This window comes from Streptomyces sp. NPDC058697, from assembly GCF_042715345.1.
Taxonomy (GTDB): Bacteria; Actinomycetota; Actinomycetes; order Streptomycetales; family Streptomycetaceae; genus Streptomyces; species Streptomyces liliifuscus.
The window spans coordinates 56406-69449 of record NZ_JBHXSU010000018.1 but is presented as its reverse complement, the minus strand read 5'-3'; the positions used below and the strand labels follow the sequence as shown (position 1 = coordinate 69449).

9 protein-coding genes and 1 pseudogene are annotated in these 13044 nt (G+C 70.4%); 8 read left to right on the top strand and 2 right to left on the bottom strand.

Going from position 1 to position 13044, the window contains the following annotated elements:
* Positions 1-117 precede the first annotated feature (117 nt).
* Positions 118-1371, bottom strand: coding sequence for a cytochrome P450 (locus tag ACFWXQ_RS33125; RefSeq protein WP_383940566.1), 1254 nt, complete (start codon positions 1369-1371; stop codon positions 118-120).
* Between the two features lie 208 nt (positions 1372-1579).
* Here ACFWXQ_RS33125 and ACFWXQ_RS33120 point away from each other — a divergent pair, with 208 nt between their 5' ends.
* The 5 genes from ACFWXQ_RS33120 to ACFWXQ_RS33100 all read left to right on the top strand — a co-directional run bounded on the left by ACFWXQ_RS33120 (position 1580) and on the right by ACFWXQ_RS33100 (position 9064).
* Positions 1580-1963, top strand: coding sequence for a hypothetical protein (locus ACFWXQ_RS33120; RefSeq protein WP_383940569.1), 384 nt, complete (start codon positions 1580-1582; stop codon positions 1961-1963).
* A gap of 331 nt (positions 1964-2294) precedes the next feature.
* Complete coding sequence (locus tag ACFWXQ_RS33115; protein WP_383940621.1) at positions 2295-3464, top strand: MFS transporter; 1170 nt, start codon at positions 2295-2297, stop codon at positions 3462-3464.
* 71 nt (positions 3465-3535) lie between these two features.
* Entirely contained in the window at positions 3536-5302 is a 1767-nt protein-coding gene (locus ACFWXQ_RS33110) for a beta-galactosidase (protein ID WP_383940572.1), read from the top strand.
* The gene (locus tag ACFWXQ_RS33105; protein WP_383940575.1) at positions 5302-7842 is read left to right on the top strand and encodes a beta-galactosidase; all 2541 of its coding nucleotides are present in this window, start codon (positions 5302-5304) and stop codon (positions 7840-7842) included. Before ACFWXQ_RS33110 ends, ACFWXQ_RS33105 begins: the two co-directional genes overlap by 1 nt.
* 133 nt (positions 7843-7975) lie before the next feature.
* A complete protein-coding gene (locus ACFWXQ_RS33100) occupies positions 7976-9064 on the top strand; it encodes a LacI family DNA-binding transcriptional regulator (RefSeq protein WP_383940578.1) in 1089 nt (362 codons plus the stop codon).
* Positions 9065-9141: 77 nt separating this feature from the next.
* On the opposite strand, the pseudogene ACFWXQ_RS33095 reads toward ACFWXQ_RS33100, so the two are convergent.
* Positions 9142-9645: pseudogene (locus ACFWXQ_RS33095) on the bottom strand (hypothetical protein); the annotation flags it as partial.
* Positions 9646-9823: 178 nt separating this feature from the next.
* Here ACFWXQ_RS33095 and ACFWXQ_RS33090 point away from each other — a divergent pair.
* From ACFWXQ_RS33090 to ACFWXQ_RS33080, 3 genes are all read left to right on the top strand, one after another.
* Positions 9824-10501 (top strand): hypothetical protein, encoded by a 678-nt coding sequence (locus tag ACFWXQ_RS33090; protein ID WP_383940581.1) that lies wholly within the window; start codon positions 9824-9826, stop codon positions 10499-10501.
* 98 nt (positions 10502-10599) lie between these two features.
* On the top strand, positions 10600-11379 hold the full coding sequence (locus ACFWXQ_RS33085) for a DUF1963 domain-containing protein (protein WP_383940585.1): 780 nt from the start codon (positions 10600-10602) through the stop codon (positions 11377-11379).
* A gap of 62 nt (positions 11380-11441) precedes the next feature.
* Entirely contained in the window at positions 11442-11966 is a 525-nt protein-coding gene (locus tag ACFWXQ_RS33080; protein ID WP_383940588.1) for a hypothetical protein, read from the top strand.
* Positions 11967-13044 lie beyond the last annotated feature (1078 nt).

Here is a 13044-nt window from a genome sequence, read left to right as displayed (position 1 = left end):
AGCAACCACGACGGACCGTCACGTGGCGAACAGGCCTCAGGCACCGGTGCTTTCAGGGGCGCGAGGAACTGCGCGACCGGCCCCCACCGGCCCGCAGCATGCCCACCCGACCGGAGGTCACCCCCTCGGGCTCAGCCTGACCGGCAGGTCCCGGTGGCCGTTGGAGATGAAGGACGCCACCGGCCTCAACTCCCGCTCAGGAAGAGCAAGTCCAAGGTCAGGGAAGCGCTCGAAGAGCGCAGGCAGCGCGATGCGAGCCTCCATACGCCCCAGCGGAGCACCGAGACAGAAGTGCACCCCGTGGCCGAAGGCCAGATGCTCCTTGCCCAGCCGGGTGACGTCGAACAGGTCGGCGTCAGCCCCGTGGTCCGCAGGGTTACGCCCCGCGGCCGCGTACGCCGCGAGAATCGCCTCACCCTTGCCGATCACCACCCCCTCGGGCCCGCCCAGCTCACCGATCGCCAGGTCCTCCACGGCGTACCGCAACGGCAGGCTGGCCACAGGAGCCTGCACCCGCAGGGTCTCCTCGATCACGTCGTCCCACGTGGCCCGCCCCGCCCGAACGTGAGCCAACTGCTCGGGATGGGTCAGCAGAGCGTGAATCGCGTTGTCGATGAGGTTGACCGTGGTCTCGTGCCCCGCGCTGATCATCAACACCAGCGTGTCCAGCAGCTCCTGCTCGCTGAGCCGCGTGTCGCCCTCGTCGTCGCGCGCGGAGATGAGCGCGGAGGTGAGGTCGTCGCCGGGCAACTCCCGCTTGGCGGCGACGAGTTCACCGAGGGCCGCGTACAGCCTCGTATAGATGTCCGTGACCTCCTCCGGCGTGGCGGCGGTGTTGAAGATGCCGTCCACGACGGCCCGCAGCTCCGCGCCCTTCTCCTCGGGCAGTCCGAACAGCTCGCTGATCACCTGGATCGGCAGCGGATAGCAGAACTCCTCGCGCAGATCGACGACCTCGCTCCGCCGCCCGGCCTCGTCGATACGGTCGAGCAGAGTCTTGGTGATCTCCTCGATCCGCGGCTGCAGCGCGGCCGTCCGGCGGGCGGTGAACGCCTTCGCCACCAGGGTTCGCAGGCGTTTGTGTTCACCCCCGTACGCCGTGAACATGTTCTGCACCGCGACCCAGGTGAACAGCGGCCACTCCGGGGAGATCTCCCCGTTGATCCACACCGGCCAGTGCTGCCGCGGGTCCTTGGACACCCGTGGGTCGGTGAGCAGTTTCTTGAGCAGGTCCGTACTGCTGACCGCCCAGGCCTCCACACCGTCGGGGAGCTCGACCCGTGTCACCGGACCGCGCTCGCGTATCCGTGCCGCCTCGCCGTGGATGTCGCGACCGGACGGGTCGATGACGATGGAGCCCTGCTCTGACATGGGAGCCTCCCAGCATCTGAGTATCTGAACTGCGAACCGCACGAACACCAATACGGCGAGTGACGCTACGCGGCCGTAGGGTTCGCGAACGAGAGCGCGTGGGACGTGCTGCGCATGTCGACAAGTTCCCTACGCGTACTGGCAAGTTGATGAATCGGCTCCGCCCTAGGGTCGGGCTTCCCGGGCGAGAGGCGGTGAGAGCCGGACCATGCCGAGCAGCGATACCCCCAAGTGGCTGCGGCCCCTCGGCCCCGGCGTGCGGACCCTTCCGGCCGGTGAGTGGTGGGACGCGGTGCGGGTCCCCCTCGCTACGGGCCTGAGCATCCTCGAACACCTCGGCCCGCGCACGGGAGCCGTCATCGAGGACGGCTACGGCGGCAGCGGCATCCTCTACTGGCTCGTCCCGCCCGGCGAGGCCGCCGACTGGGACCTCCCGCCGGCCCAGATCCTCGGCCCCGGCTCCCATGTGGCCATCCCACCGCGCCACCGTACGTACGCCCCCGGCCTGCACTGGCGCGTGCCGCCGACCAGGACACGGCACTGGACGGACCCGGTCGGCCTCCACGCCGCCCTGCGCGCCACCCTGACCTGACCGACACCGGGCGTCCGGCCTGACCGACACCGGCGCGTCTTGCCTGACCGACGCCGGGCGTCCGGCCCGGATGCGCCGACCGTCCGGGCCGGACTCCCGCCCGGGTCCAGACCTCTCCCGCACTCTCTGCCGCGGAGATCTTGACGGCCTTGAGTTACCGGTAACATCATGGTTCTCGTAGCGCTGCCGCCGGCGTCCGGGCCGGCTTGTCGCCCACGGGAGCGTGGGCCGTCCACTGGAGTCCCGCGTGAGTGACCACGTGACAGGTCCGACGACCGCGAAACCGGTCGCGAGCGTCCCCGGGCATGCCCAAGTGGCCCCGGACAAGGCCGTGTTCAGCCGGGCGGCCGTCGTCGCCTCCTGCGTCGGCTTCGTCCTCATCGGTGCGCTCCAGGCGTTGTACGGTCCCGCGATCCCCGCCTTCCGCGAGGAGTTCGGGCTCTCGCCCTCGGCGGCCGGGCTGGGGCTCAGCGCCCACTTCGTCGGCGGGGTCGCGGGGGTCCTCCTCTTCGACCGGTTGTACGGGCGGCTCGGCAACCGGCAGATCCTCGGCGCCTCGTATCTGCTGATGGGTGTCGGCGCGGCCGGCTTCGCGCTGGCGCCGAACTGGCCCCTGGCCCTGGCCGCGGCCCTGCTCGCCGGGCTGGGCTTCGGCGGTATCGACTACGGGCTCAACCAGCTGTTCGCTGTCGGCTTCGGCCGTCGCTCGACCGCCATGCTCAACATCCTCAACGCACACTTCGGCATCGGCGCGATCCTCGGCCCGGCCCTGATCGGCCTGGTCGGCTCCGAGCACTATCCGGCGGTCTTCCTCGTCTTCGCCGCCGCCAACCTGCCCCTGCTGCTCTGCCTCAAGGGCGTACGCGATCATGTGCCGCATCCCGCCACCGGCGAACCGGCGGGGGAGCGGGGCGGACGGCAGGTGCTCGGCCGCAGCCTCGGCTCCGTACTCGCCGTCTTCGTCACCCTCTACGTACTGCACGTGGGCATCGAGGCGGGGGTCGGCGGCTGGGAGCCCACCCATCTGGAGACGGTCGGCTACGGCGCCGGGGTCGCCGCCACCGCCACCTCTGTCTACTGGCTGATGATGACCGTCGGCCGGTTTCTCGTGGCACCGATCGCGCTGCGGTACTCGGCCCAGGCCATCATCACCGTCTCGTGCGCGGGCATGACGGTCTGCCTGCTGCTGGCCGCCGTACCGGGGCTCGCCCCCTACGCGTACGCCGGTGTCGGGCTGTTCATCGCGCCGATCTTCCCCACCGGGCTGCCCTGGCTCAACAGGGCCGCCCCGCGGGCCCGCAGGGCCGGAGCGGTGGTCATCGCCGCGTCCATGGTCGGCGGAGTCGCGGCCGGACCCGCGCTCGGCAAGGCCATCGAATGGTCCGGCGTCCGAGCGGTGCCCCTCCTGCTGGGCGCCGTCTCGGCGGTGTGCCTGGCGGCCACGGTGTGGCTGATCCGCGCGACGCGAACCGCCGATGTCGACACCGGCGTCCGCCGATGAGCATTTCCGTCCCCGGGCCGGCACGGCCGGCCCCCGCTGAACTCGGTTGAACCGAAAGGAAGTTCCCCACCATGTCCGCTCTGACGACGTCGTCCGACGGTTTCCTCCTCCACGGCGAGCCGTTCCGCATCATCTCCGGCGCGATGCACTACTTCCGCATCCACCCGGACCAGTGGACCGACCGGCTCCGCAAGGCCCGTCTGATGGGCCTCAACACGGTGGAGACGTACGTACCGTGGAACCTCCACCAGCCGGAGCCCGGCACCCTCGTCCTCGACGGGTTCCTCGACCTGCCGCGCTTTCTGCGCCTCGCCCGTTCCGAGGGGCTGCACGTCCTGCTGCGCCCCGGCCCGTACATCTGCGCCGAGTGGGACGGCGGCGGCCTGCCCTCCTGGCTGACCACCGACCCCGACATCCGGCTGCGCTCCAGCGACCCCCGCTTCACGGACGCCCTCGACCGCTATCTGGACCTGTTGCTGCCCCCGATCGTGCCCCAACTGGCCGCGAACGGCGGCCCGGTGATCGCCGTACAGGTGGAGAACGAGTACGGGGCGTACGGCACCGACACCGCGTATCTCGAACACCTCGCCCGCTCCCTGCGCTCGCGCGGCATCGACGAACTCCTCTTCACCTGCGACCAGGCCAACCCCGAGCACCTGGCGGCAGGCAGCCTGCCCGGTGTCCTCGCCACCGCCACCTTCGGCAGCAGGGTCGAGTCCTCCCTGCGGCAGCTGCGCGCACATCAGCCCGAAGGGCCCCTGATGTGCGCGGAGTTCTGGATCGGCTGGTTCGACCACTGGGGCGAGCCGCACCACGTGCGGGATGCCGATGACGCCGCCGCCGATCTCGACAGGCTGCTCTCGGCGGGCGCGTCCGTGAACATCTACATGTTCCACGGCGGCACCAACTTCGCCTTCACCAACGGCGCGAACCACGACCACGCGTACGAGCCGATCGTGACGTCGTACGACTACGACGCCGCCCTCACCGAGTCCGGCGACCCCGGCCCCAAGTACCACGCCTTCCGCGAGGTGATCGCCCGCCACGCCCCCGTCCCCGACGAGCCGGTCCCCGCGCCGTCCCGCAAACTCCCGCTCACCACAGTGGAGTTGGACCGCCGGGCCGCACTGCTCCCGCACGCGACCGCCCTGGCCAAGCCCGTACGCGTCGACGCCGACCCGGTGACCGCGGAGGAGCTGGGCCTGCGGTCGGGTTACGTCCTCTACCGCACCACGGTCCCGGACCACGGTGACGGACTCCTGCACTTCTCGGGCGGTGTCGGCGACCGCGCCCAGGTCTTCGTGGACGGCGCCCCCGTCGGCGTACTCGAACGTGAACGCCATGAGGAGGCCCTGCCGGTACGCGTTCCGCGGGCCGGTGCCTCGCTCGACGTGCTCGTGGAGAACATGGGCGGCGTCAACTACGGCCCGCGCATCGGCGCGCCGAAGGGGCTGCTCGGGCCGGTCACCTTCAAGGGCACGGCCCTGCAGGGCTGGGACTGCCATCCGCTGACATTCGACAACCTGGGCTCCGTGCCCTTCGCCCCGGCGTCCGAAGCGCCCGCGGACGCCGGTCCCGCCTTCCACCACGGCACCTTCGAGGTCCGCGCGCCCGCCGACACGTTCCTCTCCCTGCCCGGCTGGACCAAGGGCCAGGCCTGGGTCAACGGCTTCCACCTCGGCCGCTACTGGAACCGCGGCCCGCAGCGCACGCTGTACGTCCCGGCGCCCGTGCTGCGCCGCGGCACCAACGAACTGGTCCTGCTGGAGCTCCAGGCCACGACCGGCCCGCGCGCGCTGCTCACCGACACGCCCGACCTCGGCCCGGTGAAGCCCTGATGCCCCACCACCTGCGTGTTCCCGCACCTGCCGCGCCTCCGTTAGCCGGGCACCTCCCCTTCAGCGATGCCCCCGGCGTCCGCGACCCCATCGAGGTCACCAGCCGGTACCTCACCCGCGGGGGCCGCCCCTGGTTCCCGGTCTCCGGCGAGTTCCACTACACCCGCTACCCGGCCCGGGACTGGGAGGAGGAACTCCTGAAGATGAAGGCGGGCGGGGTGACCGCCGTCGCGAGCTACGTCATCTGGATCCACCACGAGGAGACCGAGAGCCGCATCCGCTTCGACGGGCAGCGGGACCTGAGGCGTTTCGCCGAACTCTGTGGCCGCCACGGCCTGGACTTCATCCCGCGCATCGGCCCCTGGTCCCACGCGGAGGTGCGCAACGGCGGCCTCCCCGACTGGCTGCTCGCCCGCGCCTGCACCCCGCGCACGGACGATCCGGCCTATCTGACCCCCGTACGCACCTGGTTCGAGGCGATCGCCGGGCAGCTGCGCGGGCTCGACCGTGCGCACGGCGGCCCGATCGTCGCGATCCAGATCGAGAACGAGCTCTACGACCAACCCGGCCATCTGCTGACGCTGAAACGCATGGCACAGCAGGCCGGGCTGAGCGCCCCGCTCTGGACGGCGACGGCCTGGGGCGGGGTCCAACTCCCGCCCGACGAACTGCTTCCGCTGTACGGCGGCTACCCCGAGACCTTCTGGACGGAGGCCGACGGCGGCTGGCCCGACACCTGCCGCAAGCACTTCTTCTTCACCCACCAGCGCGACGACGAGGGCATCGGCGCCGATCTGCGACCGACGACGGTACGCGGTGGCGACCCGGCGGACCTGGAGGACCGATTCCCCTGGGCCACCTGCGAGTTGGGCGGCGGAATGGCGGTGGCGTACCACCGCAGACCGCGTGTCGAGGCCGCCGACATCGGCGCCCTCGGCCTCACCAAGATCGGCTGCGGCTCGGCGTGGCAGGGCTACTACATGTTCCACGGCGGCACGAACCCGCTCGGCGAGCTGACGCCCCTTCAGGAGTCCCACGCCACCGGATATCCGAACGACCTCCCGGTCCTGACGTACGACTTCCAGGCACCGCTCGGCGAGTACGGCCAGTACCGGCCCACCTACGACGAACTGCGGCTCCAGCACCTGATGCTGGCCGACTTCGGGCATCTGATCGCGCCCATGCGGTCCGCGCTTCCCGAGCGGCAGCCGGCCGGGCAGTACGACCGGGAGACGCTCAGGTGGTCGGTCCGCTCGGACGGGCGATCCGGGTTCCTCTTCGTCAACAACCACCAGCCGCACGAGCCGCTGCCGGACCACCCGGACACGTCGTTCACGGTGGAGTTCCCTGACGCCGGTGAACTGACCTTTCCCAGCACACCGGTGACGATCCCTCAAGGAGCCTATTTCTGCTGGCCGTTACGGCTCGAAGTGGCCGGACTGCGGCTCGACTGGGCCACCGCCCAGCCCGTCTGCACGGTCGACGCGGACGGCCGTACGGTCCTGGTGCTGGCCGCCGTCGACGGGATCGCCCCCGAACTCGCCCTGGACATCAGCACGTTGAAGTCGGTCCACGCGCCGACTCGGCAGGTCTCCTCCGTCGGCGGCCGCGTCCTGATCACCGGGCTGCGGCCCGGCACCGACGCCTTCGTCGACGTCATCACGACCGACGGCAAGGAGGTCGGCCTGCTGGTGCTGGACGCGGCGACAGCGCGGACCGCCTACCGGGGTGTCGCGTGGGGAGCGGAGCGGCTGGTGCTCTGCGCCGACGGTGTCGTCTTCGACGAGCGGGCGGGGGACGGCCGGGACGGCCGGGACGGCCGGAGTGGGCAGGGCGAGGTGCGGGTGCACAGCCGAGGGGCCGGGGAACCGTCGTTCGCGGTGCTGCCTGCGCCGGAGCGGGCGCCGGTGGTGACACAGGCGGGGGAGGGGGTAACTGGGCTGACCGGGGCGGCCGTTGGGGAGGCGGCTGACGGGGTGCTCACGCGCTACACCGTGCGCGGCGGCGACCGCCATGCGGTTGTGGAGGCGTCGGCCACACTGGTCCGGGCTGCCGCCGGCCCGCCGCCCGAGCCGGTGACGGGTGTGCTGGGCCGGGCGAGCGCGCCGGCGGACAAGTACTTCGACACGGCGACGGCCGCCGAGTACGCCGTCGCCGTACCGGACGGCATTCCGATCCCGGGCACCCTCCTGCGCGTCCACTGGACCGGAGACGTGGCGCGGGCGTACGTCGGGGACACGCTGGTGGCGGACCAGTTCTTCGCGGGGCGCGTCTGGGACATCGCCCTGGACCGCCTCCCCGCGGATGCCCTCCGCGAGAAGGGCCTGCGGCTGCGGCTGCTGCCCCGGCACGCGGACGCGCGGGTGTACGTGGCGGCGGAGGCGGGTGGAGACGGGGGAGGAGCGGTGGCGGCGCGGCCGGCCGGCGACGGGGCAGGAGTGGTCGAGGGGCGGCCGGGCGGTGGCGGGGGAGTGGTGGCGGCGGGCATCGGGCGCGTCGAGTGGGTGACGGGCCGTACGTGGGTGATGCGGACGGGCTGAGCCCCCGAGGCCCGGGCCGCCGGGTGAGGCCCGAGGCCCGGCCGCCGGGGCCCTCTCCCTCCCGGCGGCCTATCCTGTGGGCCAGCCGGGCGGGGCACGACCGCCGGGACGAACCCGAAGGACGTCACCCGTCATGACCCGAAGTGCCGGTGACGGCGCGCCGCCCCAAGGCCCTCCCAAGGACCTCCCCAAGGGCCGCAGCCGCCGCAACTTCGCGGGATCGCGGCCGGTGATGGACGATGTGGCGCGCCTGGCCGGTGTCTCCAAGCAGACCGTCTCCCGCGTACTGAACGACAACCCGTCCGTCCGCCCCGAGACCCGCGAGTCGGTCCTGACGGCGATGCGCACGCTCGGTTACCGACCGAGCCGCAGCGCGCGCTCCCTGGCGAGCGGCAGGACGCGCATGCTGGGCGTGATCTCCTTCGACGCGGCGCGGTTCGGTCCCGCCTCGATCCTGACCGCGATCAACACGGCGGCCCAGGAAGCCGGTTACCTGGTGAGTTCCATCGCGCTGGACACGGCGGACCGGGCCACCGTCGTACGGGCCGTGGACACGTTGTCGGCCGAGGGCGCGGACGGTGTGATCGCCATCGCCCCGCAGCGCTGGGTGGGCAGGGCGCTGGCGGAGGCGCAGCTGGACACCCCGCTGATGGTGCTGGAGAACGACCTGGGCAAGGACGCGTCCTTCGTCACGGCGGACAACCGCGCGGGCGCGCGCAAGGCCACGGAACATCTGCTGGCGCTGGGCCATGCGACGGTCTGGCACATCGCGGGCCCCACGGGCTGGCTGTCGGCGGACCGGAGGGTGGAGGCCTGGCGGGCCACGCTGGAGGCGGCGGGGGCCGAGATCCCCGAGCCCCTCGTCGGCGACTGGAGCGCCGACTCGGGCTACGAACTGGGCCGCCGACTGGCCGCCAGGACCGACGTCACCGCGATCTTCGCCTCCAACGACCAGATGGCCCTGGGCCTGCTGCGGGCCCTGTACGAGGCGGGCCGCCGCGTCCCCGACGACGTCAGCGTCGTCGGCTACGACGACATCCCCGAGGCCGCGCACCTGCTGCCCCCGCTGACCACGGTCCGCACCGACTTCCCCGAGATCGGCACCCGTTCCCTACGCCTGCTCCTGTCCCAGCTGGACGGCCCGCCCGAGCCGGCCGTCGGCCGCGTCGTACCGGTCGAACTGATCGTGCGGAGGAGCACGGGACCGGCCCCGGGCCGTTGACCTGAACCCGGACGACCTGCACGACCGGGCACCTCGGCGGGATGGAAAGGACACACGCCGGAGCACGAGCCCCCCGCCGGGGCCATGGACGACGTCACGTCCACCCCCGGGGGCTTGTTGAGTGCGAGAACGGGTGAGCCGTGCTGCGGCGCGGGCGGCGTCATCTCGTCCTTGGGGAGCTTCGGCGGGGTGGTCTGCTGGAAGTTGACCTGGTCGTGGTTGACGAGGCCGGTCTTCTCCAACACGGTGATGTGGTCGAGATCGAGAACGGTGTCGTTGGTCAGGTCGGCCGGCTGCCGGATCATGGTGTTCTGCGTACTGGCCCGGATCTTGGCGATGGCCGGGAAGATCGGCCCGTGGGTCACGCGCATGATGTTCACCGCGGTGGTGTCGAACTGCTTGCCGGTGCTTCCGTCCACGGTCGCCACGAAATGCTGTTGTTGCGGGCCGGCCTGGTTGGGCAGCCGCTCCATGGCCATCAGCCCCAGCGGGTGCTCCCACAGCCCCGCCGCCCGGACCTTGATGACGAAGTCCCGGTCGGCCTCCGCCAACGGCCCGTACCGCGTGTCGGCGATGATCCGTTACGCACATGGTGCTGCCCGTGTGGCTCCCCCGGCTTGTGCCGTCCTCCCGCCGACGGGTCGTACCCTCCAGTACGCCCCTACGCTGGTCGGGCATGCGAACGGCCCACACCGTCTCTGCTCGGGGGAGGGCGCCATGCCACGTCTGCGCCGTACCAGGTGGTCGATCTTCTTGATCATGACGTTGGTCGCCGCGATTCACCTGGGGTCGGTACCCACCGCTTCCGCTCACGGTGACGGCGGCGGTGAGGGCCGCATCGTCGAGCCGCGCAAGAAGTTGGACGGAGTGACCGGACGCGATGCGATGGGGGAGGGCTGGTACCGGACGTTCACCCTGCCCGCGGCGGAGAATCCGTGGTTCGAGAAGGGTGAGCGGTGCGTGAAGCTCGGACGCACCGGAAAGGTCCTCCTGGCCATCGGAAACGGCCCCCCGCAGAACTGCACCGTGAAAGAAGGAACGGCGGTGTTGGTCCTCGGACTCATGACTGTCTGCGATGACGTCGAGGAGCCCCCGTACTACGCGGTCGGCGAAGCCGCTCAACGCAAGTGCGCCTGGGCCGACCTCCGTGCCACCACCGAATCGGTGCGGCTCACCGTCGATGGCGGCAGGGCCATCGACCTCCAGAAGCGACGCTTCGCGATCTGCGCCCCGCAGCAGGCGGTTCAGCTACGACCGGACAACTTCCTGGGCGTACCCGCCCAGCCCGCGACCTTCACCGCCTGCGGGTGGGTGGCATGGCTGACGGACCTCGCACCGGGCCGACACGTCCTCCACTCGAAAGCGACCTTCATCGACGGAATCGAGCCGCACGTGTGGGCTCCCGTCATCAACGTGGTCCGCAAGAACCACCGTTGAGACCTTCGGCCGCAGCGATCGGACGATCCGCGAGATGTCAGTGGCTCGGACATGCCAGTTGCTCGGACATGTCAGTGGCTGGTGGCACGATCGCGGACATGATTTCGATCGACGAACCGCTCCTGCTCAAGACGGCAGCCGAGTACGGCGTTCCCGGCCCCGTCGCACGGGAGTTGATGGCCCGGACCCGACCGTGCCTCTATCTGGTGCCGTACGAGCAAGTGCCTGAGGCCCTGCGGGAAGACGCCCGCCCCGCCGGACGAACGGGCGGGCTCCCCGCACTGCCGGAAGGGGTGGACTGGCCCGAAGGCAGAGAGCCGCTCGTACTGAGCGTCGACTGCGCGGCCCTGCCCCAGGACATCCTGGACATCGAACTGCCCGCCGACGGGCAGCTGTTGTTCTTCACGCACATCTCGTACCCGCCTGAGTCGTCCGCGGTGCTCCACATCCCTGCCGAAGCACGCACCACGGAGCGCTCCGCGACGTACGAGTTCATGGGTGAGGCCACGGAGACCACGGTCTACGAACCACGCACCCTGTATCCCGTGCCCGCACTGACCCTCGACAAGGACTGGCGTAGGGGCCCGGAGACCCGCGCGTTCCTGGACGGCGACGGAGCCGAGGACGCGCTGGAGAGTTTCGAGGAAGCCGTCCTGGACCTGGCCTACGGCGGACGCCGCCCCAGCGTCGTCGTGCAACTGGGCGGGTTCTCCGACCCATGGGACATGGCACCGGACGAGGGCGATCGCGTCCTCCTCGCGCAAATAGCCGGTCAGGCGATCGACTACAACGCATTCACCATGAACCTGATCGTGGGCACACGGGAGGACATCGCGGCCCGACGGTATGCCGAACTCGGGTACGACCAGCAGACCTGATCCGGGCCTTGGTCGGCCTGGTCGGTCTTGTTGTTCCTTTCGTCCTCGTCGGGTGCGGTCGCTTGGGCGGGTGCGTCCTCGTAGCCCCACCAGGACTCGGTCTGCGCCGGGATGAGGAGCGTGGCGGGGAGTTCGAGGCCGTCGGCGGTGCGCGCGCCCGCGGCCTACGCCTGACCCCCGACGAACGCGACCACTTGTTCCTGCTCGCGGGCTACCGAACGGCCCGCCGCGACCTACGCGTTCAGCACGTGAGCCCCGGCCTGATGCGGGTCATGGACGGCCTGTCCGACACCGACACCACCGCGCAGGTCATGGGCCCGCTGGGCGAGACGCTGCTGCAGACGCCGTCAGCGGTGGCACTGCTCGGCGAGCAGACCCAGTACACGGGCAACGCCCGCAGTGCGACCTACCGTTGGTTCACCGATCCGGCCGCCCGCGAGCGTTTTGCCCCCGAAGAACACCACAACAACAGCCGCACCAACGTCGCCCTGCTCCGCGCGGCGGTCACCCGCGACGGACCCGGCTCCCCGTCGGCCGACCTGGCGGACACCCTCCTGCACACCACCGAAGAGTTCGCCCGTTTATAGGAGCGCCACGAGGTGGGCCTCCGCTGGAGCGAAACCAAACGATTCGTCCACCCCCAGGTCGGCCGCCCGGACCTCTGCTGCCAACTCCTCCTGGACCCGGACAGGGCCAATCCCTCCTCATATTCACCGTCACCCCGGCACAGAAAGCCACGAAAAACGCACCTTGCTCAGAGTCCGATCGAAGTACTGCCCGACGACACATAGGACCACCTCCCGACGGACCACCCGGTTGAACTCCCTGCCCGGGCTGCCGAAGACTGCGGGATCGAACCGCGCGGCGTCCAACAGCGCACATCTCCGTAGCCGTTCTGCGGCATGCGAAGTTCTTCGCCGTGGTAGAGGAGCTGACCCGGCTCTTCCTAGGTGGAGTTGGCACGGAGAGTCAGGTGCGAGAACTGGACGGGCTGGCTGCCTACTTACGCTTGCCTCAGCTCGGGGAACCGACCGCCCCAGCCCTCACCGATCCCGCCTCTCCGCTGCTGGACTTCATCGTCACACTGGAACCGTGAGTGCGACCCGCTCTTCCTGTCCTTGCCATGTGACCCAAAGGTGTGTCGGCATGCGCGGGTTTCCCGTGCGATAGATCAAGAACTCACGTGCCTCGCCAGGAGCGAGTGTCACGTTGCTGATTCGGGTTCGGAAGCTGAACTCTCGATTCTGGGTGCTGACGCCCGGAGCATCGTGAATCGTCACTCCTGTTGCCACGACTCCACCAACGTTGCGAAGACGCAAGCGACTGCTCCCTCCAGTGCGCTCGACTCGCAAATCCACCTGTGGCTCTGCCGCTCTTTGTCGCTCCTCAGCTTCCTGCCGCTGGAGAGCGAGTGAGCCCTCCGCCGCGACAGCCGACCGCTCGGCAGCATCCGACGAACGCCGTGCCTCCCGTGCGGACACCTGCGATGCCTCGGTCGACCGCTCTGAGGCCCGAGCGGAACGGACACCGAGCCGGTAGCTGACAACCAGCGAAACAATCGATACCGCCAGAGCTGCCCATCCAGGCAGGTCGCCTATCTCCATGGCCGGGGACGATACCGACACGATGAGCGGACTCAAGCCGGAAACCGAGTGCCTCCATGAG

What these genes read in the sequence shown, in the direction of transcription:
- ACFWXQ_RS33105 (WP_383940575.1), top strand. Translation starts at nt 5,302, where the DNA reads ATGCCCCACCACCTGCGTGTTCCCGCACCTGCCGCGCCTCCGTTAGCC.
- ACFWXQ_RS33090 (WP_383940581.1), top strand. Translation starts at nt 9,824, where the DNA reads ATGACGTTGGTCGCCGCGATTCACCTGGGGTCGGTACCCACCGCTTCC.
- ACFWXQ_RS33085 (WP_383940585.1), top strand. Translation starts at nt 10,600, where the DNA reads ATGATTTCGATCGACGAACCGCTCCTGCTCAAGACGGCAGCCGAGTAC.
- ACFWXQ_RS33120 (WP_383940569.1), top strand. Translation starts at nt 1,580, where the DNA reads ATGCCGAGCAGCGATACCCCCAAGTGGCTGCGGCCCCTCGGCCCCGGC.
- ACFWXQ_RS33100 (WP_383940578.1), top strand. Translation starts at nt 7,976, where the DNA reads ATGACCCGAAGTGCCGGTGACGGCGCGCCGCCCCAAGGCCCTCCCAAG.
- ACFWXQ_RS33110 (WP_383940572.1), top strand. Translation starts at nt 3,536, where the DNA reads ATGTCCGCTCTGACGACGTCGTCCGACGGTTTCCTCCTCCACGGCGAG.
- ACFWXQ_RS33125 (WP_383940566.1), bottom strand. Translation starts at nt 1,371, where the DNA reads ATGTCAGAGCAGGGCTCCATCGTCATCGACCCGTCCGGTCGCGACATC.